22 protein-coding genes are annotated in these 26,354 nt (G+C 63.4%); 12 read left to right on the top strand and 10 right to left on the bottom strand.

Translation table 11 applies throughout. From position 1 onward, the window contains the following. Positions 1-18 precede the first annotated feature (18 nt). A complete protein-coding gene (locus LPB072_RS21755; protein WP_066096004.1) occupies positions 19-3,120 on the bottom strand; it encodes an efflux RND transporter permease subunit in 3,102 nt (1,033 codons plus the stop codon). 51 nt (positions 3,121-3,171) lie between these two features. Then, complete coding sequence (locus LPB072_RS21760) at positions 3,172-4,317, bottom strand: efflux RND transporter periplasmic adaptor subunit (protein WP_157694189.1); 1,146 nt, start codon at positions 4,315-4,317, stop codon at positions 3,172-3,174. 1,056 nt (positions 4,318-5,373) lie between these two features. Between LPB072_RS21760 and LPB072_RS21770 the strand changes: the two genes are divergently transcribed. Beyond that, the gene (locus tag LPB072_RS21770; RefSeq protein WP_066096013.1) at positions 5,374-5,607 is read left to right on the top strand and encodes a hypothetical protein; all 234 of its coding nucleotides are present in this window, start codon (positions 5,374-5,376) and stop codon (positions 5,605-5,607) included. 73 nt (positions 5,608-5,680) lie between these two features. Here the strand turns inward: LPB072_RS21770 and LPB072_RS21775 are convergent, their stop codons facing one another. Beyond that, on the bottom strand, positions 5,681-7,189 hold the full coding sequence (locus tag LPB072_RS21775) for a CoA-acylating methylmalonate-semialdehyde dehydrogenase (protein WP_066096255.1): 1,509 nt from the start codon (positions 7,187-7,189) through the stop codon (positions 5,681-5,683). Between the two features lie 124 nt (positions 7,190-7,313). Between LPB072_RS21775 and LPB072_RS21780 the strand changes: the two genes are divergently transcribed. Together LPB072_RS21780 and LPB072_RS21785 are read left to right on the top strand one after the other, a co-directional pair. Beyond that, positions 7,314-8,264, top strand: coding sequence for a LysR family transcriptional regulator (locus LPB072_RS21780; RefSeq protein WP_066096017.1), 951 nt, complete (start codon positions 7,314-7,316; stop codon positions 8,262-8,264). 114 nt (positions 8,265-8,378) lie between these two features. Next, on the top strand, positions 8,379-8,633 hold the full coding sequence (locus tag LPB072_RS21785) for a hypothetical protein (RefSeq protein WP_066096020.1): 255 nt from the start codon (positions 8,379-8,381) through the stop codon (positions 8,631-8,633). A 65-nt stretch (positions 8,634-8,698) separates the two neighbouring features. Here the strand turns inward: LPB072_RS21785 and LPB072_RS21790 are convergent, their stop codons facing one another. The 7 genes from LPB072_RS21790 to pyk form a co-directional block, all read right to left on the bottom strand. Continuing rightward, positions 8,699-9,610, bottom strand: coding sequence for a phosphoribosylaminoimidazolesuccinocarboxamide synthase (locus LPB072_RS21790; protein WP_066096023.1), 912 nt, complete (start codon positions 9,608-9,610; stop codon positions 8,699-8,701). A gap of 171 nt (positions 9,611-9,781) precedes the next feature. Then, positions 9,782-11,038, bottom strand: coding sequence for a DUF2254 domain-containing protein (locus LPB072_RS21795; RefSeq protein ID WP_066096026.1), 1,257 nt, complete (start codon positions 11,036-11,038; stop codon positions 9,782-9,784). Between the two features lie 91 nt (positions 11,039-11,129). Beyond that, positions 11,130-11,546, bottom strand: a complete 417-nt coding sequence (locus tag LPB072_RS21800; protein ID WP_066096029.1) for a hypothetical protein — start codon at positions 11,544-11,546, stop codon at positions 11,130-11,132. A 20-nt stretch (positions 11,547-11,566) separates the two neighbouring features. Next, positions 11,567-11,803 (bottom strand): DUF1059 domain-containing protein, encoded by a 237-nt coding sequence (locus LPB072_RS21805; RefSeq protein ID WP_066096032.1) that lies wholly within the window; start codon positions 11,801-11,803, stop codon positions 11,567-11,569. A gap of 547 nt (positions 11,804-12,350) precedes the next feature. Continuing rightward, positions 12,351-13,415, bottom strand: a complete 1,065-nt coding sequence (fba, locus tag LPB072_RS21810; RefSeq protein WP_066096035.1) for a class II fructose-bisphosphate aldolase — start codon at positions 13,413-13,415, stop codon at positions 12,351-12,353. A gap of 111 nt (positions 13,416-13,526) precedes the next feature. Continuing rightward, a complete protein-coding gene (locus LPB072_RS21815) occupies positions 13,527-14,438 on the bottom strand; it encodes an alpha/beta hydrolase (RefSeq protein ID WP_066096038.1) in 912 nt (303 codons plus the stop codon). A 32-nt stretch (positions 14,439-14,470) separates the two neighbouring features. Next, a complete protein-coding gene (gene pyk, locus LPB072_RS21820; RefSeq protein ID WP_066096041.1) occupies positions 14,471-15,904 on the bottom strand; it encodes a pyruvate kinase in 1,434 nt (477 codons plus the stop codon). 488 nt (positions 15,905-16,392) lie between these two features. Between pyk and LPB072_RS21825 the strand changes: the two genes are divergently transcribed. From LPB072_RS21825 to LPB072_RS21870, 9 genes are all read left to right on the top strand, one after another. Next, positions 16,393-18,240, top strand: coding sequence for a PHA/PHB synthase family protein (locus LPB072_RS21825; RefSeq protein WP_082877160.1), 1,848 nt, complete (start codon positions 16,393-16,395; stop codon positions 18,238-18,240). Positions 18,241-18,250: 10 nt separating this feature from the next. Then, complete coding sequence (gene fabI, locus LPB072_RS21830) at positions 18,251-19,054, top strand: enoyl-ACP reductase FabI (protein WP_066096044.1); 804 nt, start codon at positions 18,251-18,253, stop codon at positions 19,052-19,054. A 46-nt stretch (positions 19,055-19,100) separates the two neighbouring features. Continuing rightward, positions 19,101-20,522 (top strand): bifunctional enoyl-CoA hydratase/phosphate acetyltransferase, encoded by a 1,422-nt coding sequence (locus tag LPB072_RS21835; RefSeq protein ID WP_197508878.1) that lies wholly within the window; start codon positions 19,101-19,103, stop codon positions 20,520-20,522. Between the two features lies 1 nt (position 20,523). After that, the gene (locus LPB072_RS21840; protein WP_066096047.1) at positions 20,524-21,723 is read left to right on the top strand and encodes an acetate/propionate family kinase; all 1,200 of its coding nucleotides are present in this window, start codon (positions 20,524-20,526) and stop codon (positions 21,721-21,723) included. Between the two features lie 101 nt (positions 21,724-21,824). Beyond that, positions 21,825-22,181, top strand: coding sequence for a hypothetical protein (locus LPB072_RS21845; protein ID WP_066096264.1), 357 nt, complete (start codon positions 21,825-21,827; stop codon positions 22,179-22,181). 402 nt (positions 22,182-22,583) lie between these two features. Further along, positions 22,584-23,750, top strand: a complete 1,167-nt coding sequence (locus tag LPB072_RS21855; protein WP_066096053.1) for an ABC transporter substrate-binding protein — start codon at positions 22,584-22,586, stop codon at positions 23,748-23,750. A gap of 27 nt (positions 23,751-23,777) precedes the next feature. Beyond that, on the top strand, positions 23,778-24,644 hold the full coding sequence (locus LPB072_RS21860; RefSeq protein ID WP_082877162.1) for a branched-chain amino acid ABC transporter permease: 867 nt from the start codon (positions 23,778-23,780) through the stop codon (positions 24,642-24,644). 4 nt (positions 24,645-24,648) lie between these two features. Next, complete coding sequence (locus LPB072_RS21865; RefSeq protein ID WP_066096055.1) at positions 24,649-25,602, top strand: branched-chain amino acid ABC transporter permease; 954 nt, start codon at positions 24,649-24,651, stop codon at positions 25,600-25,602. After that, positions 25,599-26,351: an ABC transporter ATP-binding protein gene (locus LPB072_RS21870; protein ID WP_197508879.1), complete on the top strand. Its 753-nt coding sequence runs from the start codon at positions 25,599-25,601 to the stop codon at positions 26,349-26,351. Before LPB072_RS21865 ends, LPB072_RS21870 begins: the two co-directional genes overlap by 4 nt. The last annotated feature ends 3 nt before the right edge of the window (positions 26,352-26,354 follow it).

Raw genomic sequence — 26,354 nt, forward strand, 5'->3', positions numbered from 1 at the left:
CGAGCCAACAGGCAGGGATCAGGTCCCCTCTTCCACTGGCGCGTCGTGCAGTTCCTGCGCCAGACGCTCACCCTGTCGGGCACGCGGTTGGGCAAAGCGCGCCACGCCCAGGTACACCACCGGTGTGAGAAACAGCGTGAACAAGGCTGCCAGTGACAAGCCACCAAAAATCACCCAGCCAATGGCCGCGCGTGACTCCGCCCCAGGACCGCCGCCCAGCACCAGGGGCAAAGCGCCCAGGACCGTGGACGACATGGTCATCATGATCGGGCGCAACCGCGTCGCCGCAGCCTCTTGCGCAGCCTCCAGCACGCTGCGCCCAGCATCACGCAGCTGATCGGCAAACTCCACCATCAGGATGCTGTTCTTGGCCATCACGCCCACCAGCAGCAGCAAGCCAATCTGGCTATAGATGTTGATCGAGGTGCCGCTCAGCCACATGGCAAACACCGCGGCGGCCAGGCCGAATGGGACGCTGATCAACACCACCGAGGCGCTGGTGACGCTCTCGAACTGCGCCACCAGCACCAGGAACACCACCAGCAAGGCAATCGCAAAGGTGAGGCTCACATCACGGCCCGTTTCCTCCAGCGTGGCCGCGTCGCCGCGAAACAGCAGGCCCATGCCACTGGGCAGCGTCCTTGCTGACAGCGCGCGCAAGGCTTGGGTTGCTGTCTGCAGTGTGGCGCCATCGGTGAGCACGGCACTCAACTGCACGGCGCGGCGCTGACCCAGGCGCTCCAGCTCGCTGGGAATGGCTGTTTCCTCAAAGCTGACAAATTGCGACAGTGGCACCAGTCGCTTGTCGGTCGCGCGCACGCTCAGCTGCAACAGGTCTTGCGGATCGGTCTGGCCGCGCGCGGTGGACTGCAGCACAACGGGCACGGTACGGTCATTCACATTGAGCTCGGCGACCTGGGTGTTGTTGACCAGGGCACGCAACACGGTGTCGAGCCCGTCCAGCGGCACGTCCAAGGCACTGGCGCGTTCGCGATCGATCTTGAGCGAGAGCTGCGGCTGGGTCGCCGCGTAATTCACCCGAACGTCGCTGAGCTGCGGCAGATCGCGCTCGATGGCCTCGGCAAAAGCGTATGCAGCGTCTGCGATGCGCGCATGGTTGTCGCCCGTGATCGCCATCTGAACGCTGCCGTCACCGCTGCCCCGGCCCAGGCTGCTGCCGCCCCGGATGCGCACCCGTGCACCTGGCAATTCGTTCAGGGTTTTTTGAACACGCGCGGCCAGCCGGGCCTGACTCACCGACCGCTCACCCCAATCGGCCAGCGGTGCCACGATCTCGGCCCGGTTGGGATCAAAGCGCCCGGTGATGGTGAACACATTGCTCACCAGGCCTTCTTCTTTCAACGGCAACACCGCCTTCAACGCCTGTTCCAGTTGCCGATCCGAATACGCCAGGCCCACGCCGTCAGGGCCATCCAGCCGGATCGACAAACTGCCCCTGTCTTCTGTGGGGGTGAGTTCCTGGTCCAGTTGGGTAAACAGCCAGGCCGCCACCCCCGCCAACACCACACAAACCCCCAATACCCACCAGCCATGGCGCAAGGCTGCTGCCAGCCAGCGGCCGTAGCGCTGAACCGCACCATCGCCCCAGGCCGACAAGCGTTTCCAGACCGGCCCCGGTGGTCCATCGGGCGGCAACCGGGAAGCCATCATGGGTCCGAGCGACAACGCCACAAACGAAGAGATGCCCACCGCGATGGCCATCACAAAGCCAAACTCGGCAAACAGCCGCCCGGCGGCCGATGGCAGAAAAGAAATCGGCACAAACACCGCGACCAGCGTGAGTGTGGTGGCCACCACGGCGAAGAACACCTCACGGGTACCGATGACCGCCGCCGCGCGAGGCCCCAGGCCCATGGCGCGCCGGCGCTGGATGTTTTCCAGCACCACGATGGCGTCGTCCACCACCAGGCCGGTGGCCAGCAACAGGGCCAGCAAGGTCAACAGATTGATCGAATAGCCCAGCCCCCAAATGGCCGCCAGGGTGCCAATCAGCGCGATGGGAATCGCCACCACGGGTACCAGCGTGGAGCGCAAATGCCCCAGAAACATCGCCACCACCGCCGCCACAATCAACACCGCCAGGCCCAGACTCCACAACACCTCGCTGATGGCGCCGCGAATGAACACCGCGTCGTCAGACACCACACTCACGCGCACATCGCGCTGGTTGGCATTGATGCGATCGACAACGGCACGCACACCGTCGGAAATGGCCACGCTGTTGGATTGCGCCTGGCGCACCACGCCCAGGCTCACCACCGGCTTGTCATTGAAGCGCACATAAGAAGTGGCATCGGCTGGCGCGAGAAACACATCGGCCACCTGAGCCAAAGTCACCTCAGGCGAAAACCGCAATGCCCGCAGCTGCTCCGGCGTGGATATGCTGGCGTTGGCCCGAACCAGCACTTCCTGGTTGCCCGAAGACAGGTTGCCGGCGGGCACATCGACACGCGCGCCGCGCAACAAGGCCGCCACATCGTCCACCGACAGGCTGTAGGCGCTCAAACGCACCGGGTCGATGCGCACCCGCATCACCCGCTGACGCGAACCAAACAGGCTGATGTCGGCCACCCCGGGCACAGAAACCAGCTCGGGCTCGATGCGCTCTTCCACCACCCGCGAGAGCTCGTCGATCGCCAGCGTGTCGCTGGCCACCGCCAGCTGAATCACGGGTTCTGCGTCGGCATCGGCTTTGACGATGGTGAGGTTTTCCAGCCCGGCTGGCAAGTCACGCTCGACCCGCGCCACCGCGTCGCGCACGTCGTTGGCGGCCACCACAAGATCCACGCTGGGGTTGAACTCGATGATGATGCGCAGGTTGCCCTCTTCACTGGCCGAGCGCACCAGCACCACGCCGGGCACCCGCGCGGCTGCGCCTTCCAGCAGGCGGGTGACTTCTGCGTCCAGCGTTTCAGGCGCCGCGCCCGGAAAGTTGGCACGGACAGCCACGATGGGACGATCGATGTTGGGCAGCTCGCGCACCTCAACGCCCAGCCAGGCGGTGACCCCCGCGATCACGATCAACAGGTTGATCACGGTGACCAGCCAGGGGCGGCGTATGGAAAGCGCGGGCAGATCGGTGGCGCGGTCGTCGGTCATGGGCGGGGATCAGTCTGGGAGGTTCGGGTGGGCAAAGTGGACGTTGACCGGCTAGCGCTCGGCACCAGAGCCCACCACTTTGACGGCGCGCCCCTCGCGCATGCGCTGCACCCCTTCAACCACCACCTGGTCTTGCGTGGTCAACCCGCCATCGACCAACACCCGGCCATTTTGGCGCTGCACCGCGCGGGCGGCGATCTGCAGCGCCTTGCCTTCGCGCACCACCCAGACGAACGAACCCGCCCGCCCCCATTGCAATGCCAGCTCGGGCACGCTCAGGCGGCGCTCACCAGGCAACGCCAGCTGCACCTGAAACGACATGCCCGAGCGCAACAGATCGTCGCCATTGGGCAGCGCCGCGCGCACCTTGACCTGGCGGGTCACCGGGTCCACCCGGCTGTCGACTGCAACCACCTTGCCGTCAAAGCGCCGATCCGGGTGCGCCGGGTTCAGCGCCTGCACCGGCTGGCCCACCACAACCCGCGCCAGGTAAATCTCGGGAACTTGCAGATCCAGATGCAGCTCGCCACGGTCATCAAGTGAGGTGATCGCGGTATCGGTGTCGATGCGCTCACCGCGCTCCACAGAGGCCAGCCCGGGCATGCCCACAAACGGCGCGCGCACCACCCGCTCGGACAGCGCCTCTCGGGCCTGCGCGAGCTCGATTTCAGCGCTGCGCAGCGCAGCCTGGGCTTCGTCTGACACGGTATCGGGCACCGCCCCCGTGCCCCGCGTGGATTCATAGCGGGTGTGCATCACCCGCGCCGCCTGCACTTTGGCATCGGCCAGGGCCACCGCCAGGCGCTCTCGCCTGTCCACCAGACGCAGCAAAACATCACCGGCGCGCACAGGGCGACCCGGCTTGAACAACACCTCAGCCACCTCGCCCGACACCGGCGAATACAGCGTGACCGACTTGCGCGCCGAGCCGGTGCCCAGCAAATCCAGCACCACCCCGTCGTTGCCTTCGGTCACCTGAGACACGATCACCGGCACCGCCTCTGCCGCGCCACCACCTCTGCGCCCACCCTTGCCCTCGGCAGGGTCGGACGCCGGCGGCTTGGTCGACGGCGCAGCCGGTGTTGGAGACGGGTCCTGTGCCCGAGCAGATCCACTGCCCAGAGCCATCCAGGCCAGCGCCATGGCCACACACAACGCAACGGTCAAAACAAGCAGGTGGGGTCGAAATCGGTTCACAAGGTCCTCTGGAGACATGGCAAAGGCAGGGCACTCAGACAAAGTGCCGCGCAGCCGCTCTCCAACAGAGGTCCCAGCCGCGCCGAGGTTCCCCGGACAGGCTCAATTAGGCCAATCAGGGGAATCCGCCTCGATGCTACTTTGAATCGGCTCCGACCCCGGACAGGCAACGGGTTGAAAGGGTCACATGGCCCGATGCGGGCGATGCGCCCGGCGTGGCTGCCGAATCACAGCCAGACGCTTGCCCGGCAATTCAGTACCCACTGCGGCGGGGGTTGGTGGACTTTGTGCCGGTTTTCAAGCCCCGGTCTCCCGAAAGGAATTCTGGTGCGGCCAAATGGCAGGTGTCGCGCCGTCAAGGAAATCCATGATCGGAAAGGCCGTTTGACCAGGGTGCTGGCTGTGGCTTGATCCCGCACGCAGGCAAGGCCCTGTCCTACACAACCCGCCGGTTCTCCAAGCAACACTGTGGATCTGGATTTGCAATCGCCGGGCGTTTGCGATGTGATCTTTTTCCACCACATCAAGGAGACACACCATGGGTAAGTACCTCGTTGCCTGGTTGCTGGGCGTTCCAGCTTTCATGCTGGTCATTTTCTGGTTCCTGTTCTGATGAGCCGCGCGAACAGGCCAGTGCCTTCACCCAAGGGGGCCGACACACCGACGGAAAAAGCGCAGCCCGGTCGCCACCCGCAAAAGAAGCCCCGGTTGCCACACGAACATGACGAATCGAGCGACAGCCAGGTTGGCGCGAGCGATCCGCGCATCGAGCAAGCAGCTCGCGACCTCGAGGGCCGGTCACAGGACACCGGCCGCGGGCCTGTGGTGAGAAAGCTGGCTCGCGAAGCGTTCCCGCCGTCGCATCAAGAAAACGGTGAGCGCGCTACAGAGGGTCGACCCGATCGCTCCCCGTCTTGAACGGGCAGGGGCAACGGGCTGCCGTGCCGGCAGCGCGCGGCTCTTGCGCAGCAGAAAGCGCCGCCGAAAACCGGGTGCAACCAGCCCTCCACGGTCTGTGACTGGACGGGTTGCACGCACTTCTTCAAGGGGAAAGAAATGGCCCGAAACGCACACATTGTCGGGAAAGTGAACTACCGCGGAGGTGATGGCCCTGCGATAGAGATTCGCCGGGGCCCGGTGAAGGTGGCCATGTCGGACTTCGACGCCACCCTGAGCTGGGAGGACGGCGAAGTCCATGGTTCCACGGCCATTCCTCTGGAAGAATTCGACCGCTGCGTGAGCGAAGGAAAAATCAGGTTCGATGACGAACCGGCGCAGCGCGACACCTGAAGAGGGCTCAAGCCCTGCACAGGTGGCACAGGCTGCCTGTCGTTGGCTCCGGCCGATTCCGTTTCAGCGACACCTATTTTGCTGTGGGCATGACGAATTCAGCGCCCTTCTCGATGCTCTCGGGCCAGCGCTGCATGATGGATTTCTGCTTGGTGTAAAAACGCACGCCCTCTTCGCCATAGGCGTGCATGTCGCCAAACAGGCTCTTCTTCCAGCCGCCAAAACCCTGCCAGGCCATGGGCACAGGGATCGGCACATTGATACCGACCATGCCAACCTGGATACGGCGGGCAAACTCGCGCGCCACGTTGCCATCGCGGGTGAAACAACTGGTGCCGTTGCCGAACTCGTGGTCGTTGATGAGTTGCACGGCTTCACCGAAGTCTTTGGCGCGCACGCAGCTCAACACCGGACCAAAGATCTCTTCCTTGTAGATTTTCATCTCGGGGGTCACGTGGTCGAACAGCGTGCCGCCCATCCAGAAACCTTCGCCACAGCCTTCGCCCGCCCTGGCACCGTCAAAACCCCGCCCATCAACCAGCATCCTGGCGCCTTCGGCTTCACCAGCCTCGATGTAGCCGGTGATGCGCTGGTGCGCGGCAGCGGTGACGATGGGTCCCATTTCGGCAGCCAGATTGGTGCCATTCAAAATCTTGAGCGCCTTCGTGCGCTCGATCAGCTTGGGCATGATTCTCTCGGCCACATCGCCTACCAGGACCGCCACCGAGATCGCCATGCAGCGCTCGCCAGCCGACCCATAAGCCGCGCCCATGAGCGCGTCCACCGCCTGGTCCAGATCGGCGTCGGGCATCACCACCATGTGGTTCTTCGCTCCACCCAAAGCCTGCACGCGCTTGCCGTGGTGCGCACCGGTTTCGTAGATGTAGTTGGCGATGGGGGTAGAGCCGACGAAGCTCACGGCTTTGACATCGGGGTGCACCAGCAGCGCGTCCACGGCTTCCTTGTCGCCCTGCACCACGTTGAACACACCGTCTGGCAAACCGGCTTGCTGGAACAGCTCGGCCATGAGCAGGCTGGCGCTCGGATCGGTCGGGCTGGGCTTCAGGATGAAGGTGTTGCCGGCGGCGATCGCCACCGGGAACATCCACATGGGCACCATCACCGGGAAGTTGAACGGCGTGATGCCGGCCACCACGCCCAGCGGCTGGCGCAGCGTCCAGTTGTCCATGCCGGTCGAGACCTGATCGGAAAAATCGCCTTTCAGCAGTTGCGGCATGCCGCAGGCAAATTCGATGATGTCGATACCGCGGGCCACTTCGCCCTGGGCGTCGGTGAACACCTTGCCGTGCTCCGCGGTGATCATGTGGGCCAGCTTGTCTTTGTGCTGGTTCACCAGATCCAGAAACTTGAACATCACCCGTGCGCGGCGGATCGGTGGCGTATCGGACCAGGCTGGGAAGGCGGCCTTGGCGGCGGCCACAGCGATGTCCACATCGGATGCAGTGGCCAGGGCCACCCGGCCGGTGACCGCTCCGGTGGCGGGGTTGAACACATCTTGAGCGCGGGTTGAGGATCCTGCGGCGTGGGCGCCGGCGATGAAATGATGGATGGCAGTGGTCATGAGGGTGTGTCTCCAGATTGGGTCGAAAGGCCGTGCGGCTTCGCTGATCAGTGTAGGAACGAACGCCCACAGAAACAACCCGTTTTCACTGAACTAATTGTTCAAAATAGTGAACAATAGAACCATGAACTCACAAAAATCGCATGAACTCTGGGGCCACTTCCACTGGCTGGGCGTCCTGGCCCAGCAAGGCAGCTACACCGCCGCTGCAGCGCGCCTTGGCGTGAGCAAGGCCGCGGTGAGTCAGCGCATCGCCGAGCTGGAGCGTTCGGCCGGTGTGCCGCTGGTGCAGCGCACCACGCGCAGCGTGCGCCTCACCGAAGCAGGTCAGCGCCTGGTGGACGACACCCGCGCGTCGTTTGAACACATTGCCCAGTCTTTTTCCCAGGTGCGCGATCTGGCGGGTGAGCCACGGGGTTTGCTGCGCGTGACCGCACCGGTGGCATTCGCGCGCCAGCAATTGGTGCCACGCTTGGGCGAATTCCTGCGCGAGTACCCCGATGTGCGCCTGGAGCTCAACCTTTCGGACCACCTGAGTTCGCTGGCCACCGAGGGTTTTGACCTCGCCATTCGGCACACAGCGAGCCCACCCGACACCCACGTGGCCTGGACGCTTTGTGCCACCGGCTCGGTGCTGGTTGCCACCAAAGCCTACTTGCGCCGCCTGGGCACGCCTGAAAACCCAGCCGACCTGGCGCGACACAATTGCCTGCACTACCCCCGCTCACAGGACATCCCCGCCTGGACTTTGCAGCCCTTGAACAAGAAACCCGGCGGCGACAGGGTCACGGTGCAGGTGTCGGGCTCTCTGGCCGCCAACAACAGCGAGGCGCTGCGCGATGCGGCCTTGAGCGGCTTGGGCATCGCCCTGTTACCCGACTTCACCGCTCAGAGCCACCTGCAAGCGGGCAAGCTGGTCCAGGTGCTGCCCGACTGGAAGCCGGTCGGTGCATTCGCCGAGCATCTTTACGCCATCCGCCCGTACTCGGCCCATGTACCGCGTCCGGTCACCGTCTTTGTGAACTTCCTCCGCCAGACTTTCGCGGGCGGTTTCATCGAGGGCATTCGGGCTTGAGGCCGTGGTGGCGCAGACACACCCGAACCACCCTTCGTCGGATGGCTCAGACACAATCTAGGGTTTACCCTAATAATCAGGGCTTATCTGAAACAAATCATTCAAGGATTCCCGATGTCGACCGCCAGCGTGCTCACGCTCCCCCCCACTTCCGCCAATGTCTTGGGCCTTTGGCTCCAGAAGGGCCTGAACAGCTTTCGCACCACCGCCGCTTCAGTGCCTGCGTCAGCGGCCCGCCCTTCGTCGGCCAACCGCCAGGAAGCGGAAAAATTGCGAACACTCGCCCGCGACATGATGCGCATCGACGCCGGCTCCGCCGCTGACATGTTTGCCGCGGCAGACCGCCACGAGTTTGGCTACAACGCCTGAAATGGCTCAACGCCCATTGAAAAAGCCCGCATTCGCGGGCTTTTTCAATGGGCAAAACCGCAGAATCAACCCATCAGACGCGTCAGGGCTTCCTGGTATTTCGCCGAGGTCTTTTCGATCACCTCTCTGGGCAGACGCGGCGCCGGTGGCGCTTTGTCCCAAGGCTGGCCACTGACCTTGGCCGCTTCCAGCCAGTCGCGCAGGAATTGTTTGTCGTAGCTGGGCGGGTTTTCGCCTACCACGTAGCTTTCGGCTGGCCAGTAGCGCGATGAGTCGGGTGTCAGCACCTCGTCCATCAGCACCACCTTGCCGGCCTTGTCCAGGCCAAACTCGAACTTGGTGTCGGCAATGATGATGCCCTTTTTGAGCGCAATGTCGGCGGCAGCCTTGTACAGGGCAATGGCCAGGTCACGGATCTGGCCGGCCACATCGGCGCCAACCATTTCAACGGTTTTCTCGAAAGTGATGTTCTCGTCGTGCTCACCCATCTCGGCCTTGGCCGCCGGCGTGTAAATCGGCTCAGGCAGCTTGGACGCGTTCTGCAACCCCTCAGGCAGCGCCACACCACACACCGAACGGCTCTCCTGATACGCCTTCCAGCCGCTTCCCGCCAGATAGCCGCGCACCACGGCTTCCACCGGAATCGGCTTCAGGCGCTGCACCAGCATCGAGCGGTCGACCACCTGGGGCACTTCCGCCGGGCTCACCACGCTTTCAGGCGCATCGCCGGTCAGGTGGATGGGGCAAATGTTCAGGCCTTTGGGGCCCAGCCGGTCAAACCAGAACAAGGACAGCTTGGTCAGTAACGCGCCCTTGCCCGGGATCGGCTCGCCCATGATCACGTCGAAAGCGCTGATGCGGTCGGAAGCGACCATCAATATGCGGTCATCGCCCACGGCGTAGTTGTCGCGCACCTTGCCACGCGCAAGCAGCGGCAAAGAAGTCAGGGCAGAGGTGTGGAGAGCAGCGGAGGTCATGGTGGATCGTCGGTCGCAAAAGGGGCAGGCAAGAAAAAAGCCCGTTTGACGAACAGTCAACGGGCTTTGAACCATTCCGGGCAATTATCGCAGGTCAATCGCTGCTCCATCTGCACCTTGTTACCCGGGCCGGATCCGCCCCGTCAGGCGACCCTAGTCTGCAACATGCCTTCATGCTTCGGGCTTGTACTTCCACTCGGCCAGCGCGTCGCGCTCCCTTTGCAGTTTCAGCCCCTGAAGCGCATGGTCTTTGGCTGCCAGGGCTTCGGCCAAGGCGGCTTCGCGCAAGGTTTCATAGGTGTTGTCGGCCAACAGCGCCAGGGCCGTCTGGAGCGCCAGAGCCACCTCCAGCATGTGCGCGCCGTCGCGCGCGATGGGCTCGAACACATGGCGCAACAACGCCTCCTCGTCAACGGGCACCAGGGTCACACGTTCAAAACGGGCCACGGGTTTTTCTTCACCGGGGGGGAGGTGCGAGCCATCAATCAGCAACCGGGTCAGTACCCCGGTCACCATCACGGCGGTGCCGGGATCGTTCACGGCAGGAGACAAGGCGCGTTGCGCAATCTCGCTCAGGATGACCAGACCAAACCGTGGGTCCTGATCCTGCGTTCGATCACGGCCCACCAAAAATGCCTTGGCCAGATCTTCCAGGGTGCCCGCGTCGGGCGCACCACGCCCTTCAATCACAGCCAGAACGCTGGACGGCGCCACATAGTCTCCCGGTCGAACCCGAACATGAATCAAGGTTTCATGTTCGGCCGCGATCCGCTGCAGCGATGCCAGGTCAATGTATTGCAGCCACCCCGAGCGCACGCCATGAACCCGCACACCCGAGGGCGCCGAGTCCGGTGCATCGGTTCGAGCGCCCAAGGCGGGCTCTGCAAACCAGGCCCGCAAAGGCGGCAAGGCGGCGTTTTCCACTGTCTTGATGGTGTGGCTCATGCGGCCCAGCTTGGACAGGGTATCGATCCAGCGCAGCAAGGCCAATATCAGATAGCCCAGCACGTAAATGGTGAAGCCCAACAACACGAAGCGTCCTGTGTCTCCGTAGTACCCAAGCCCCAGCGCCGTCAATGCCACCATGGCGAAAATGAACGAGGCGATGAAGGCAGAAATCGCATGCTGCGCACTGTCATCGGCCATCACCAACCGCGTGGCGCGCGGCGTGGCACTGGAAGCGGCGGACGCGAAAGCACTGACCAGAATGGAAAGCGAAAAGGTGCTTACCGTCAACATGCTGGAAGCAATGATGGTGAGCAGACCTTCCAGGGCGGACTGTCCGATGTTGGGCATGCCTGCGGGCAGCGGCAAGTGGTTGGCAAGCGCCGCCATGAGCGCGGCAGCCACGGCAGCCACGCTCCAGAAGGTGGGCCGAAACCAGAGCTTGCCGTGGAGGCGACGCCAGATCAATTGCAGTTTGAACATGACTGGCGATGATAGGGCGTAGCGCCGCGGAACGAGGACATGGCGGCTGGATTGGCGCTGCTCAAACCTGGAAAAACCTTGTTCACAGGCCCTAAGGCTTGCCGAGCTTGATCTTGACCTGAAGGCCCCGCGCCAGCTTCTCCACCGATGCGAAATCGGTTTTGGCTTGGCGTAGAAACTCCGCGTCCAATTGGCCAGGGTCGGCCCAATAGCGCCCAGCAACGTCGCATTTTTTGGCCAGCGACTTGAGCCCCAGACGCTCCAGCTCCTGGCCCAGCTCGGTCCACTGAACCGCAATCTCGCCCTCGGTGCTGTGGTTTTGCTGGCCTTCTTGCAAGCCCCGCGAATAGGCCTGGGTCAGGCGCAGCGCCAGGATGACTTTGTTGATCGCTTTGAGGCTTTCTTGTTGCCGAGCGGACTTCGCGCGCGAAAGGTTGCGTAGCCAGGTCGCGACATGGGTGCCGAGCACCTTGGCGATAGAAACGGCGGAAAGGGTTTGGGTGGGCATGCGTGGTGCAAAGCCTGTACTTAGGTTGCGGGCAGTGCGTCGAATTCGGCCTTTCTTTTCGCAAACCAGTCTTGCATGGCACCCGGCTCGACCATCAGTGCTTTCATCGCATTCATGGCCACCATATGGTTCGCATCGTTCCGCTGAAGCATTTCCATGGCGTGCTGCTTGCTCAAGTCGGCCAGGTCTTCAAATGTGTTGCCGCTGAATGCCTTGTCGCAAGCGCCACCGAGTTGTCTGCAAGTCATTGTCTTCATGGGTATGTCTCCTGGTGTTGAAAGAGTTGAGGCCTTCGTGCAGCACATTAACAGCCTGCCGATCGAGCTCCACGGGCAACGCGACACGTTGCGCATTGCCCCATGTCAGGGGTTGCCGAAGAATGGTTCTCCACCACATTGGATCGCCACGCCGAATGTCGCTCCGGTAGATCTCGTGGTGTTTGCCTTTGAGGTTGGATGTTGAGGCAATGAATGCGTGCAGTCGCTCGATGGTCGGCCTCTCTTCGGTGAAGGGGTCGATGTGCACAATCTGGGCGCAAGGAGAGACGGTGGCATGGTCATCATCACCCGCTTCCGTTGAGACGGTTCATTGGCCGCAAACGTGGGCATGGCGTTGGGGTGATACGAATTCTTCGGTTTTTTTCTAGGATCGATCTTGCTCACTGACCCTCCCGCATCGAAAGCCATACTGATCCGATTTTTTTGCTCTTGAGAACCGCTTCCTCCCTCGCCAGCACAGTGCTGGCGAAAACGAAAAAGGCCACCGCAAGGTGGCCTTTCGACACCGCAGCAAGGCGGCAGTAACTCAATTCACCTTCTGCGCCAGTTCGCCTTTGGCATAGCGCGCGGCCATCACGGTCAAGGTATCGCCCTTGATCTTGCTGCCCTGGCCCTCACAGCCGAACTCCATGTAGCGCTGCTTGGCCACCTGCTTGGCCGCTTCGCGGGCGGGCTTGAGCCATTCGCGGGCATCGAACTTCTCGGGGTTTTCGGCCATGAACTTGCGCACCGCACCGGTCATGGCCATGCGGATGTCGGTGTCGATGTTGATCTTGCGCACGCCGTGCTTGATGGCTTCCTGGATTTCAGACACCGGCACGCCGTAGGTCTGCTTCATCTGGCCGCCGTACTGGTTGATGATGTCCAGCAGGTCCTGCGGCACGCTGGACGAGCCGTGCATCACCAGATGGGTATTGGGGATGCGGGCGTGGATTTCCTTCACGCGACTGATCGCCAGGATGTCGCCCGTGGGCTTGCGGCTGAACTTGTAGGCGCCGTGGCTGGTGCCGATGGCGATCGCCAGGGCATCGAGCTGGGTGGCCTTCACAAACGTGGCCGCTTCTTCGGGGTCGGTCAGCATCTGGCTGTGGTCCAGCTTGCCGGCAGCGCCCACACCGTCCTCTTCGCCGGCGTCACCGGTTTCCAGGTTGCCCAGGCAGCCGAGTTCACCCTCAACAGTGGCGCCAATTTTGTGGGCCATCTCGACCACTTTGCGGGTCACCTCGGTGTTGTACTCAAAAGAAGCGGGCGTTTTGCCGTCTTCCATCAGCGAGCCGTCCATCATCACCGAGCCAAAACCCAGGTCGAGCGCGCCCTGGCAGATCTTGGGCGAGGTGCCATGGTCCTGGTGCATGACCAGGGGAATGTGCGGGTACATCTCGGCGGCAGCCAGGATCAGGTGTTTGATGAAGGGTTCACCCGCGTATTTGCGGGCGCCAGCACTGGCCTGCAGGATCACGGGCGCGCCGACTTCATCGGCGGCCGTCATGATGGCCTGCACCTGTTCGAGGTTGTTGACGTTGAATGCCGGAATGCCATAGCCGTTGGCCGCAGCATGGTCGAGCAGTTCGCGCATTGAGACGAGCGCCATGGTGAAAACTCCTGAAGTTGCTAAAACGGGTCGCAAAGCCTGATCAGACCCCACTTGCGGCGCTTTTACAGGGGTCAGGCCTGTTTGGTAACCGCTTGGTAACCCGGAATTTTACGCCGGACGCTTTTCGACGAATTCCACCACCTGTTCCAGCACCGGCGCCAGGCCCCTCAACGGCGCTGCCATGGCCCCGATCAAAGTGGCGTGGCCCACGCCGTCCAGCAAGGCCACCTGCACGTTCTGCCCTCTGGCGTTCAGCGCCTGGCCCAGGCCCACCGTGTTGCGCTCGGGGTTGACCACCTGGTCTTCACGGGCGGCAACGAGCAAGGCACGGGCGGGCGCTGCGGGGTCGGGCCGCTGCGCATAAAAGAGGGGCTGGGAGTCGGCAGGTGTCTCTGGCCAATTGAAGGCCACCCTGACTTCAGGGACCATGATTGGCAAAAAATCGTAGGGGCCGGCCAAACCGATCCAGCCTGCAATCTGCTTGCGCTCGGCGCCTGCACCGCTCAGCCAGCGCGGGTCCAGCGCCAGCATGGCCGCGTTGTAGGCCCCGGCGCTGTGGCCCATGAGGAAAATTCGCTCCCTCGATGCGCCCCAGGCAACGGTGTTGTCCAGCGCCATTTTCACGGCCTGGGCACTGTCTTGCAAAAACACCGGGTAGCGCACCTCGGGACTGAGGCGGTAGTCGGCCACCACGGTCACAATGCCTTGCGACGCCAGCGCTTCGCCCACAAATTTGTAGTCAGCCCGGTTCCCGCTGCTCCAGGAACCTCCGTAAAAAAACACCACCACGGGGGCATCGCTCACCGCAGGCATGGGCAGGTAGACGTCCATCCGCTGGCGTTCGTGATGGCCATAGGCGAGACCCTCGATGAGGGTATGGGTGCTGTCGGGCACCAAGGTATTGATCAGGCGCAGCGGTGAGCAGGCCTGCAAAATGGGCAACAGCCCAAACGACGCCAGCCAGTGGCGGCGACGAAGAGGCCCGGCGGGCGTATCAGAGGAAAAAGATCTGGGCTTCATGCCATGACTACGCGCCCAGACCCCACCCGGATTCAGGCTGCGCGGATGATCTTCAGGGTGTTGGTACCGCCGGGCGTGCCCATGGGTTCGCCGATGGTAATTGCATACACATCGCCGCTCTGGATCACGCCGCGCTTTTTCAGGTCGGCTTCGGCCTGGGCCATGGCCGTGTCGCGGTCGGCGCTGGTGTCCATCAACAAGGGGCGCACGTTGCGGTACAGCGTCATGCGGCGCTGGGCGGCCAGGCGCGTGGTGATCGCAAAAATGGGCATGCGCACGTTGTGGCGGCTCATCCACAACGCGGTAGAGCCCGAATCGGTCAGGGCCACGATGGCCTTGGCTTTCAAATGGTGGGCAGTGAACAGCGCGCCCATGGCGATGGCGTGGTCAATGCGGGAGAACGTCTGGTCGTGGAAGTCATCTTCCAGCGGGTCGTAGTCCGTCTTCTCAGCTTCGTGGCAGATGTTGGCCATCTCCTTGACCGTCTCCAGCGGGTACTTGCCCGCAGCGGTTTCCGCGCTCAGCATCACCGCGTCGGTACCGTCGAGCACCGCGTTGGCCACATCGCTCACCTCGGCACGCGTGGGCACCGGGTTGACGATCATCGACTCCATCATCTGCGTGGCGGTGATGACCACCTTGTCCATCTGGCGCGCCAGCTTGATCATGTGTTTCTGCAAGCCAGGGACCTGGGCATTGCCCACTTCAACGGCCAAATCGCCGCGCGCGACCATGATGCCGTCGGACACCTTCAGGATGTTGGCCAGCTCGGGAATGGCTTCCGCGCGCTCGATCTTGGCGATCAACGCAGGCTTGTGCCCGTGCTCGGCTCCCGCGACATTGCACAACTGACGGGCCAGTTCCATGTCGGTCGCGTTTTTCGGGAAGCTCACCGCCACGTAATCGGCCTTCAAGGCCATCGCGGTCTTGATGTCTTCCATGTCCTTGGCGGTCAGGGCGGGCGCGGTCAGGCCGCCGCCCTGCTTGTTGATGCCCTTGTTGTTGGACAACTCGCCGCCCAGCTTCACCGTGGTGTGCACCGCAGGGCCCACCACCTTGACCACCGTCATCACGATCAGACCATCGTTGAGCAACAGCGTGTCGCCGGCTTTCACATCGCGCGGCAGTTCCTTGTAGTCGAGGCCCACGCCTTCGATGTCGCCCGGCTCGGTGCGCGAGGCATCCAGCACGAAAGGCTGGCCCGGCTCCAGCATGACTTTGCCATCGGCGAACTTGCCGACCCGGATCTTCGGCCCCTGCAAATCGGCCATCACGCCCACCTCCCGGCCCGCGCGCTGCGCGGCTTCCCGCACCATGTTGGCGCGGTCGATGTGGTCCTGCGCCTTGCCATGGGAGAAGTTCAGGCGAACCACGTTGACGCCAGCGCGAATCATCGCCTCCAGCATGGCGGGGTCGCTCGAAGCAGGACCCAGGGTGGCGACGATTTTGGTGGCGCGTTGTGGCATGGGGTTTGTCTCTTTTGAAAGGAAGATCAGAAGATGGTCTTGAGCGACATGCGGCGGCCCAAAACCCGGTTTTGTAATTTGGTTTCAATTATCTGTGAAACAAGTTACGAGCGGGTTACCAAGTGGATCGGGCGCGTAACCGAGGGATTGCTCAAGCAGTCCAGTGTGGGCCGACAGGCCCATTGGGCGGCTGGCTTGCCCGCCCCGCAAACGGCTGAGCTTCATGCCCCTCAGGCAAGTTCTTGCACCTTGTTGATGTCTGTCAATACAAGCAGGTGGTATTCGGTTCACCATACAACGGCTTTCGCCGCAGCTTGTCCATTCCATCGTTTGTCATCAGGCATTCACCGGCCCGCTGTATCACTACATGGGCGCCGATTTTCCGCAGTTGTAGAGGATGGGGTTGAGACCTGCCTTGCAAAGCGCCGCCTTTGGCGACACCGGCTGCGGATGATTCAGACGCCCGTTTGACCAAACACTTCCCCACCATGACCCCATCCCCGAAAGTCCCATCCCAGCGCCGGCCTGAAGCGGCCAAGCCCGTGCTTTCGCCCGCAGCGTCCCAGCCAACCCAGCCTCCCACCACCGGAACATCGCAGGCGAAGGGTGAATTTGAGGCGGCCGAGCGGCGCCACATCGACCGCATGGCCCACGCGGCCATGGCCCGGCTGACCCAGGGACTGTCGCCCGAGACGCTGGTGGCCTCGTATGCCGACTGGTGGGTGCATCTGGCGATGGCGCCCGGCAAGCAAAAAGAACTGGCCGAAAAGGCGCTGCGCAAGACCGCCCGCCTGGTCAGGTTCAGCGCTCAGGCGGCCGGCGAAGATTGCGCGCCCTGCATCGAGCCCCTGCCGCAAGACAAACGCTTCAGTGCCCCGGAATGGCAGCAATGGCCCTTCAATCTGATCTACGAATCGTTCCTGCTCAACCAGCAGTGGTGGCACAACGCGACGACCGGCGTGAACGGCGTGAGCCGCCACCACGAGCAGATCGCCACCTTCGGCACCCGCCAGTTGCTTGACACGTTTTCACCGTCGAATTTTCTCGCCACCAACCCCGAGCTGATCAAAAAGACCGTGGAAGAAGGTGGCGCCAACCTGGTGCGGGGCGCCCGGTACTGGTGGGAAGACGGGTTGCGGCAAAAAACCAATCAACTGCCCGAAGGGGCTGAGCATTTCCGCCCTGGCCATGAGGTGGCGGTCACGCCTGGCAAGGTGGTCTACCGCAACGAACTGATCGAGCTGATCCAGTACAGCCCGCAAACCGAAACCGTGTACGCCGATCCGGTTCTGATCGTGCCATCGTGGATCTTGAAATACTACATTCTGGATCTGTCGCCCGGCAACTCGTTGGTGCGCTACCTGGTCGAGCGGGGCCACACCGTGTTCATGGTGTCGTGGAAAAACCCGGATGCCAATGACCGCGATCTGGGCATGGACGACTACCTCAACAGGGGTGTTCTGGCGGCCATCGATGCGGCCACCACCATCGTGCCCAAGCGCTCCCTGAACACCATGGGGTACTGCCTGGGCGGCACGCTGCTGAGCATGGCCGCTGCCACGCTGGCCCGGGACGGCGACACCCGCCTGGGTTCCATGACCTTGCTGGCCAGCGAGGTGGATTTCACCGAGCCGGGCGAGTTGTCCCTGTTCATCGACGAAAGCCAGATCGCCTATCTCGAAGACATCATGTGGGAACACGGCTTTCTCGATGGCAAACAGATGGCGGGCGCCTTTGCGCTGCTCAATTCGCGCGATCTGGTCTGGTCGCGCATGGTGCACGACTACCTGTTTGGCATCCGCCAGCCCATGACCGACCTGGGGGCCTGGAACGTGGACGCCACCCGCATGCCTTTCCGGCAACACAGCGAATACCTGCGCAGCCTGTACCTGAACAACGACCTCGCCGACGGCCGCTACCAGGTGGACGGCCGCCCCATCGCGTTGAGCGACATCCGGGTTCCGGTGTTCAGCGTGGCCGCGCAGCGCGACACCGTGGCGCCCTGGCCGTCGGTCTACAAGATTCACCTGCTCACCGACACCGAAGTGACCTTCTGCCTGACCACCGGCGGACACAACGTGGGGGTCGTCAATCCACCGGGCCCGGGTGTGCGGCGCAGCCACCAGGTGTCCACCCGGGCAGCCGACGAGCGCTATGTGGACCCCGGCACCTGGTTCGCCAACACACCAGCCATCGACGGCTCCTGGTGGCCCAGCTGGGCCGAATGGCTGGAGGCCCATGCCGGCCAACGCGTTGCGCCGCCCGCTCTGGGCGCGGCAAAAGCCGGCCTGCCCGTGCTGGGCGATGCGCCCGGCCAATACGTTCTGATGCCCTGAGGAAATCACCATGCCGTCTGAAACCGCCGTTGTCCAGCAGCCGAATCCGTTTGCCAGCCTGGCCGGAAAAAGGGGGCTGGTGGTGGGTGTGGCCAACGAGCACAGCATCGCCTACGGCTGCGCGCGGGCCATTCACCAACTGGGCGGTGCGCTCGCGCTGACCTACCTCAACGACCGCGCAAAACCCTATGTCGCGCCATTGGCCGACGAGTTGGGCGCCGAGATCTTCATGCCGCTCGATGTCGAGCAACCGGGTCAGCTCGAGGCTGTTTTCGAGCGCATCACCCAGCAATGGGGCAAGCTCGACTTTGTGCTGCACGCCATTGCCTACGCGCCCAAAGACGACCTGCACGGCCGTGTTGTGGATTGCAGCGCAGAAGGTTTCGCGCGCGCCATGAACGTCTCCTGCCATTCGTTCATCCGCATGGCGCACCTGGCCGAGCCCCTGATGACCGATGGCGGCGCCATGGTCACCATGAGCTACTACGGTGCCCAGAAAGTCATTGGCAGCTACGGCATGATGGGCCCGGTCAAGGCGGCGCTCGAATCCACGGTGCGCTATTTGGCCATCGAGCTGGGGCCCAAGCGCATTCGCGTGCATGCGGTGTCCCCGGGCCCGATCAAGACCCGCGCCGCATCGGGCATTGACCATTTCGATGCCCTGCTGGAGCAGGCGGCGCAACGCGCGCCGGAACACCAGTTGGTGAGCATCGACGAGGTCGGCGCGGTCACCGCCATGCTGCTCACCGACGCCGCCCGCGGCATGACGGGCAACATCGCCTTCGTCGACGCCGGCTACCACATCGTGGGCTGAAGTCCAGGCCTCCCTCTCTTCTTTCACGCGTTCAAGGCCGCCCAAAATGTTCAATGAGAACAATCCGATGCCAGAGGAAAAACTCTGGATCGAAAACCATCCCTTCGCCGAATTGCGCGTGGGCGCCAGCGCCTCCATCCAGCGAACGCTGACCAAGGCCGACATCGTGCTGTTCGCCAAGGTGTCGGGCGATGTCAACCCGGCCCACGTCGATGCCGCTTACGCAAAAACGACACGCTTCGGCGAAATCATCGCCCACGGCATGTTGGGTGGCGCCTTGATCTCCATGGTGCTGGGCACCGAGTTTCCGGGGCCCGGCACCATCTATGTCAGCCAGAACCTGCGCTTTTTGCGCCCTGTGCATCCGGGCGACACGCTGACGGTGAGCGTCACCGTGGCTTCGCTCGACACCGAACACCACCGCGCGGTGCTCGATACCCGCTGCGTCGATCAGAACGGCGAGGTGGTCATCGACGGGCAGGCCGAAGTGGTGCCGCCCAAAGAGAAACTGCGCATCCACCGCACCGAGTTGCCCGACGTGCTGCTCGCCGACAAGAACCTGCGCTATGGCCAGTTGCTCGCCGCCGCCCAGCAATACAAACCCATGCGCATGGCGGTGGTGCACCCTTGCAGCCGAGACGCGCTGGAAGGCGCGGTTCAGGCGGCGCAGCTGGGCTTGATCGAGGCGGTTCTGGTCGGCCCTGCCGAAAAAATTCGGGCGCTGGCCGCGGAACACCAACTCGATATCGGGGCACTGCCCATGGTCGACGTGCCACACAGCCATGCGGCTGCACAGAAAGCCGTGGCGATGGCGCAGTCCGGTGAAGTCCATGCCTTGATGAAAGGCAGCCTGCACACCGACGAGCTGATGAGCGAAGTGGTGGCGCCGGCCAATGGCCTGCGCACTGCACGCCGCATCAGCCACATCTTCGTGCTGGATGTGCCCCGGTATGGCAAGCCCCTGCTGGTCACCGACGCCGCCATCAACATCGAGCCCGACTTCGAAGCCAAGGCCGACATCGTGCGCAACGCGATCGACCTGGCACACGCCCTGGGCATCGCTCGCCCCAAAGTGGCCATCCTGTCGGCGGTCGAAACCGTGAACCCGAAAATGCGTTCATCCATGGACGCAGCGGCGCTGTGCAAGATGGTCGATCGAGGGCAGATCGTGGGCGGCGTGCTCGATGGCCCCCTGGCTTTCGACAACGCCATTTCGGCCTTCGCCGCGGGCATCAAGGGCATCCATTCCGAGGTGGCGGGCGACGCCGACATCCTGGTGGTGCCCAACCTCGAGGCCGGCAACATGCTGGCCAAACAACTCGAATACCTGGCCGATGCACAGGCCGCCGGTGTGGTGCTGGGCGCAAAGGTGCCGATCGTGCTCACCAGCCGGGCGGACTCGGCGCATTCTCGTGTGGCCTCGTGTGCCGTGGCATTGCTGGCCCACCACCACGCCACGAAGGCCTGAGATGCACGACGTCATTCTGGTGCTCGACTCGGGCTCATCGAGTCTGAAGTTCGCGGTGTACGAAATCACCTCAGGGGCAGCCCCGCTTTCCCGGCTGGCCCACGGTCAGGTCGAAGGACTGGGCACACACCCCCACTTCACGGCGTTCGATGCAGAAGGCCATGAAGCCGACAACAGCCTGCTGCCCGCCAACAGTTCGGCGAATCCGCACGAACAGGCGATGGGGACCGTGCTGGCGTGGTTGCAGGCCCACCGCGATGGCACGCACCGGCTGGTCGCCGCGGGCCACCGCGTGGTCCATGGCGGCAGGGTGTTCGCATCACCCGTGCGCATCAACAGCGAGGTGCTGCTCAAGCTGGACGCCCTGAGTTCGCTCGCGCCTTTGCACCAGCCGCCGGCTTTGCGCGCCATCCGCGCGCTGCAGGCCAGACTCCCGGAGTTGCCTCAGGTCGCGTGTTTTGACACAGCGTTTCACCGCACCCAACCTGAGGTGGCGCAGGCCTACGCCCTGCCCCGATCGCTCAGCGACCAAGGCATTCGGCGCTACGGATTCCACGGGTTGTCTTACCAGTACATCTCGCAAACCTTGCCCCAATTCCTGGGCGACAAGGCCGGCGGCAAGGTGGTGGTCGCCCATTTGGGCAACGGCGCCAGCATGTGTGGCATGAAGGGGCAGCGCAGCATGGCCACGACCATGGGCTTCACCGCGCTCGATGGCCTGGTCATGGGCACCCGCTGCGGCAACCTCGACCCTGGCGTGGTGCTCCACCTGATCGAGCAGAAGGGCCTGTCGCCCGCTGAAGTGAGCGATCTGCTTTACAAACGCAGTGGTCTGCTGGGCGTATCGGGTCTGTCGTCGGATCTGCGCGAGCTTCTGGACAGCGATGCGCCAACGGCGCAAGAAGCGATCGAGCTGTTTGTGTACCGCGCCGTTCGCGAGTTGGGTTCGCTCGTGGCCGCGCTCGGCGGCCTGGATGCCCTGGTTTTCACCGCCGGTATCGGGGAACATTCGACAGAGATTCGCCAGCGCATTTGTGAACAAAGCCAGTGGCTGGGCATTGAGATGGATCAGCAAGCCAATGCGCAACACGGGCCACGCATCACCGCCGCCGATTCACCGGTGTCGGTCTGGGTGATTCCCACCAATGAAGAGTCGGTCATTGCCGAAGCGGTTCAACAGGTGCTTGTGCTTCAACGCTGAACAAGCCCTTCGCGGCGGTGAATGGGTTCCGATGGCGCAGCAAAACGGTCACACGGGACCCTGCGGAATGGCTCGACGACCGAACACCGGAGATCACCTCAATGAAACAATGGATCTGTATCGGCGCCCTGGCGTTCTCGGGTTTTGCACAAGCCTATGACGGCGCCAGCAGCGAACTCAGCCACACCGCCTTCAGTGCGGCGCTGGCCGGTGTCGTCACACACGCCTACAGCGAATCGGAAAACCGCGCCTGGATCGGATTCGCGGTCGCCACCGGGGCTTCGGCCTTGCACCAGGGCTACCAGGCGGCCCACGGGTCCAGCAAGTCGGGCTCCTTGCTGGACTTCGCCTCGAGCGCCATCGGCGCGGCGCTGGGAGCCTTTGCCACAGACACCTGCATCCTGACGCCCATCGTCAAACCCAGCTTCACCGGCTTGGTCATCAGCCGGGCCTTTTGAAGCGAGCGCCAGATCGAGGCCAACGCTCAACGAGGTCGAGCTGGGCACCAAGGCTGGTGAGACCGGCAGGAAGCCCGGCATCCGCTTTCCCACGCACCACAAGTGGAACGGCCTCTGCACGGGCAAGCGCCTGTGTGCCGGCCCCGCCTTGGTGCGTCACACCCTGACAGTCGTGCGCGCCTGAACACCAGAAGGCGCAGGTGCGGTCACCCATTCACTCTCAGAACCGGGCATTGAAGGCCCGGTTCGCTGCGCAATGGCCCAACGGCGGGCATTCGGAACCTGGGCCGATGGACATGGGCCATTTGTTGGGGTTACTACTAGTTGATATATCAACTAGTTTCACTATCATCCAATCTCGCTTCGCCGTCCAGAGCGCAAGCGCCACACCAGGAGACAAGCATGCGTTTTCAAATGAAGCTGGTCGGTACGATTGCTGCAGCGTTCGCCATGGGCAGCGTTGCGGCCGAGACCATCAAGGTGGGCATCATTGCCCCCTTCTCGGGCCCGTTCGCCCACTATGGCGCGCTGTTCAAGGCCGGCGCCGAAGGCTATGTGGCCAACCAGGGCGGCAAACTCGCGGGCAAAGACATCGAGTTCATCTACCGCGACGAGGGCGGCCCCAATCCAGCCAACACGCGCACCCTCGCGCAAGAGCTGGTGATCAAGGACAAGGTCGACTACATGGGCGGAGTGGTGTTTTCGCCCAACGCGTTCGCGGTGGCGCCGGTGATCCAGGCGTCGAAAACACCGTTCGTGGTGTTCAACGCCGCCACCTCCGACATCACGACCAAGAGCGACTACTACGTGCGCACCAGCTACACGCTGTGGCAGGTGACGGTGCCCATGGCGCAGCATGCCGCCAAAAAGGGCATCAAAAAGGTCATCACGGCGGTGACCGACTACGCGCCGGGCGTGGACGCAGAAAACGCCTTCAAGGCCGAATTCGCCAAGCAAGGCGGCGAGGTGGTGGAAAGCATCCGCATGCCGATCCGCACCACCGACTTCGCGCCGTTCGCCCAGCGCATCAAGGCCAGCGGCGCACAAGCGGTCTACGTGTTTCTGCCCGGCGGCCCGCCCAACCTGGGCTTCGTCAAGGCCTACAACGAAAACGGCCTCAAAGCCGCGGGCATCGAGTTCCTTGGCACGGCAGAAACCGACGAATTCGACCTGCAGAAGTTTGGCGATTCGGCCCTGGGCCTGACCACCGCGTTCCACTACAGTGCGGCCCACGACTCGCCCGCCAACAAGGTCTTTGCCGATGCCGTGGCCAAAGTCAACAAAGACGCTGTGCTCAATTACGCCACCGTCGGCGCGTGGGATGGCATGGCGGTCATCCACAAGATGATCGAAGCCACGGGAGGTCAACGCGATGGCGACAAAGCCATGGCGGCGATCAAGGGCTACCAGTGGGAAAGCCCCCGTGGCCCGGTCAGCATCGACCCCACCACCCGCCACATCACGCAGAACGTCTACCTGCGCACCGTCGAAAAGGGCGCCGGCGGCCTGATGGTCAACAAGGAGGTCCAGAACTTTGGACCGCAGGTTGACCACGGCCTGCGCAAGTAAACCCGGACACACGACGAGGACCACCGCGTGCTACTGCTTGCCAACATCCTGATCGACGGCATCGCCTACGGCATGGTGCTGTTCATCATCGCCGTGGGCTTGTCGGTCACGCTGGGCCTCATGCGTTTCGTGAACCTCGCGCACGGCGCGTTTGCCATGACCGGCGGCTACATCGCCGCATGGCTGGTGCGGGAGCAGGGCCTGTCGTTTTACCTTGGCGTTCCACTGGCCGTGCTGGCCACTGGCTTGCTGGGCGCCTTGCTCGAGGTGACGGTGCTGCGCCGCCTGTACCGTCGCACCGAGCTGCAGCAGGTGCTTTTCACGATTGGCCTGACCTTCCTTTTCGTGGCCACCGCCAACCTGCTGGCAGGGCCCGAGGTGCAACTCATTCCATTGCCCCCGGCCCTTTCGCACGCGGTCGACCTTGGTGTTCGAACCCTGCCAGCGCAGCGTCTGCTGGTGATAGCGAGCGGATTGCTGGTGGTGCTGGCGGCCTATTGGGTGCTCAACAGATCCCGCTTCGGCATATGGCTGCGGGCCACGGTGGACAACACCGCCGCCGCCTCGGCCCTGGGCATTCCCGTGCAACGGGTCTATGTGCTCACCTTCGCCGTCGGTGCGGCCCTGGCCGGACTCGGAGGCATCCTCGGCGCCGAACTCATGCCGCTGGAACCCTACTACCCGGTGAAATACCTGGTGCTGGTTCTGGTGGTCGTTGCCGTGGGCGGCATGGGCAGCATCGCCGGGTCGCTGGCCGCAGCGCTGACGCTGGGCATCATCGACACCGCCAGCAAATACCTTGCCTCCGACTGGGGCTCGCTGTTTTTCTTCCTGGCCATGGCCATCTTGCTGGCCTGGCGCCCGCAGGGCTTGCTGACCGCCCGAAAGGCCTGATGCCATGAAGCGATCGCTGCCTTACCTCCTGCTCGTCGCGCTGGCTGCGCTGATCTACTTCGTGTTCCCGGACCAGTTGCCACTGGCCGCGCGCATCGCCACCATGGCCATCTTCGTGATGTCACTTGACCTGGTGGTGGGCTATGGCGGACTCGCCACGCTCGGCCACTCGGCGCTCTTCGGCATCGGCGCCTATGCCACCGGCCTGCTGGCCATGCACGTCACCGGAAATCCGCTCATCGGTCTGCTTGCCGGGGCGTTGGCCGGCGCACTCCTGGCGTTGCTCTCGGGACTGTTCCTGTTGCGCTACGAAGGACTCACCTTTCTCATGCTCACCGTGGCGGTCGGCCAGATCGCGCAGAACGGCGCCAGCAAGCTGCGCGACTGGACCGGCGGTGAAGATGGCCTCACGGGATTCGAGGTGCAGAAGATTCTCGGGATGTGGTCGTTCGACCTGTACGGCAAGGTGGCCTTCGTTTACTGCTTTGTGGTGATGCTGGTCTGCCTGTGGGCCATGCGCCGCCTCATGGGTTCGCCTTTTGGACTGTCGGTGGTGGGGATCCATCAGAACCGGCTGCGCGCGAGCGCCATCGGTGGCTCGGTGCGCGGGCAACTGCTCAAACTTTACACACTGGCCGGGGCCTTCGCCGGCATTGGCGGCGCGCTCAACGCCCAGGTCAACCAGATCGTTGGACTGGACACCTTGGGCTTCGAGCTCTCGGCCGATGCCCTCGTGATGCTGGTGCTGGGCGGCGCCGGCAACCTCTTCGGCGCCATTGGCGGCACCGCAGCCTTCATGCTCATCCACCACACCGCCTCGGCCATCAACCCCTACCACTGGCTTTTCATCATCGGCGGGCTCCTGGTTTTCGTGGTGCTCGTGCCGCGGGCGCGCCTGTTTGAAGCCCTGCGGCAACGCGTGATGCGCGCCTTGCCCGTTGCCAGGGAGGTCGCATGACCATGCCGCCCTTGCTGGATGTGCGCCAGTTGAACAAATCGTTTGGCGGCCTGCAGGTGACCCGCGATGTCTCGTTTGCGCTGCACCCGGGCAACCGTGTTGGCCTGATCGGCCCCAACGGTGCCGGCAAGACCACGCTGATCAACCTCATCACCGGCGTGCTCTCGCCCAGCCAGGGCAGCGTCTGGCTCAAGGGGGAAGACGTCTCGCACTGGCCCCAGCCCAGGCGGGTGCAGCGCGGCCTCGCGCGCACCTTTCAGATCACGCAGCTCGCGCCCAGCCTGCCCATCCACCGTCAGGTGGAGCTGGCCATTCACCAGCGCAGCGGTTCAGTCAACCAGATGCTCCGTGCGCTCGACAGTTTTCATGCGGTTCGCGAAGAAGCGACGCAGATCCTGCACACCCTGCGCCTGGACACCCTGGCCAAACGCTGCCCGGTCGACCTGGCCTACGGTGAGCAACGGCTGGTGGAAATCGCCCTCGCCATGGCGCTCAAGCCGCAAGTGCTGCTCCTGGACGAACCCATGGCGGGCGTGCCCAGCGGCGAGCGCCAGGTGGTGCTGGAAGCGCTCGACACCCTGCCCAGCGATCTGGCCATCTTGATGATCGAACACGACATGGACCTGGTCTTCAACTTCGCAGACCGCATGCTGGTGCTGGCTGAAGGGGCGGTGCTGGCCGAAGGCACGCCGCAGGACATCCGCCGCCACCCGGCGGTGCGCACGGCCTACCTGGGCGCCGAGGCTTGACCA

Source organism: Hydrogenophaga crassostreae (genome assembly GCF_001761385.1).
In the GTDB taxonomy this organism is placed as follows: domain Bacteria; phylum Pseudomonadota; class Gammaproteobacteria; order Burkholderiales; family Burkholderiaceae_C; genus Hydrogenophaga; species Hydrogenophaga crassostreae.

What these genes read in the sequence shown, in the direction of transcription:
- LPB072_RS21755 (WP_066096004.1), bottom strand. Translation starts at nt 3,120, where the DNA reads ATGACCGACGACCGCGCCACCGATCTGCCCGCGCTTTCCATACGCCGC.
- LPB072_RS21770 (WP_066096013.1), top strand. Translation starts at nt 5,374, where the DNA reads ATGGCCCGAAACGCACACATTGTCGGGAAAGTGAACTACCGCGGAGGT.
- LPB072_RS21775 (WP_066096255.1), bottom strand. Translation starts at nt 7,189, where the DNA reads ATGACCACTGCCATCCATCATTTCATCGCCGGCGCCCACGCCGCAGGA.
- LPB072_RS21780 (WP_066096017.1), top strand. Translation starts at nt 7,314, where the DNA reads ATGAACTCACAAAAATCGCATGAACTCTGGGGCCACTTCCACTGGCTG.
- LPB072_RS21785 (WP_066096020.1), top strand. Translation starts at nt 8,379, where the DNA reads ATGTCGACCGCCAGCGTGCTCACGCTCCCCCCCACTTCCGCCAATGTC.
- LPB072_RS21790 (WP_066096023.1), bottom strand. Translation starts at nt 9,610, where the DNA reads ATGACCTCCGCTGCTCTCCACACCTCTGCCCTGACTTCTTTGCCGCTG.
- LPB072_RS21795 (WP_066096026.1), bottom strand. Translation starts at nt 11,038, where the DNA reads ATGTTCAAACTGCAATTGATCTGGCGTCGCCTCCACGGCAAGCTCTGG.
- LPB072_RS21800 (WP_066096029.1), bottom strand. Translation starts at nt 11,546, where the DNA reads ATGCCCACCCAAACCCTTTCCGCCGTTTCTATCGCCAAGGTGCTCGGC.
- LPB072_RS21805 (WP_066096032.1), bottom strand. Translation starts at nt 11,803, where the DNA reads ATGAAGACAATGACTTGCAGACAACTCGGTGGCGCTTGCGACAAGGCA.
- fba (WP_066096035.1), bottom strand. Translation starts at nt 13,415, where the DNA reads ATGGCGCTCGTCTCAATGCGCGAACTGCTCGACCATGCTGCGGCCAAC.
- LPB072_RS21815 (WP_066096038.1), bottom strand. Translation starts at nt 14,438, where the DNA reads ATGAAGCCCAGATCTTTTTCCTCTGATACGCCCGCCGGGCCTCTTCGT.
- pyk (WP_066096041.1), bottom strand. Translation starts at nt 15,904, where the DNA reads ATGCCACAACGCGCCACCAAAATCGTCGCCACCCTGGGTCCTGCTTCG.
- LPB072_RS21825 (WP_082877160.1), top strand. Translation starts at nt 16,393, where the DNA reads ATGACCCCATCCCCGAAAGTCCCATCCCAGCGCCGGCCTGAAGCGGCC.
- fabI (WP_066096044.1), top strand. Translation starts at nt 18,251, where the DNA reads ATGCCGTCTGAAACCGCCGTTGTCCAGCAGCCGAATCCGTTTGCCAGC.
- LPB072_RS21835 (WP_197508878.1), top strand. Translation starts at nt 19,101, where the DNA reads ATGTTCAATGAGAACAATCCGATGCCAGAGGAAAAACTCTGGATCGAA.
- LPB072_RS21840 (WP_066096047.1), top strand. Translation starts at nt 20,524, where the DNA reads ATGCACGACGTCATTCTGGTGCTCGACTCGGGCTCATCGAGTCTGAAG.
- LPB072_RS21845 (WP_066096264.1), top strand. Translation starts at nt 21,825, where the DNA reads ATGAAACAATGGATCTGTATCGGCGCCCTGGCGTTCTCGGGTTTTGCA.
- LPB072_RS21855 (WP_066096053.1), top strand. Translation starts at nt 22,584, where the DNA reads ATGCGTTTTCAAATGAAGCTGGTCGGTACGATTGCTGCAGCGTTCGCC.
- LPB072_RS21865 (WP_066096055.1), top strand. Translation starts at nt 24,649, where the DNA reads ATGAAGCGATCGCTGCCTTACCTCCTGCTCGTCGCGCTGGCTGCGCTG.
- LPB072_RS21870 (WP_197508879.1), top strand. Translation starts at nt 25,599, where the DNA reads ATGACCATGCCGCCCTTGCTGGATGTGCGCCAGTTGAACAAATCGTTT.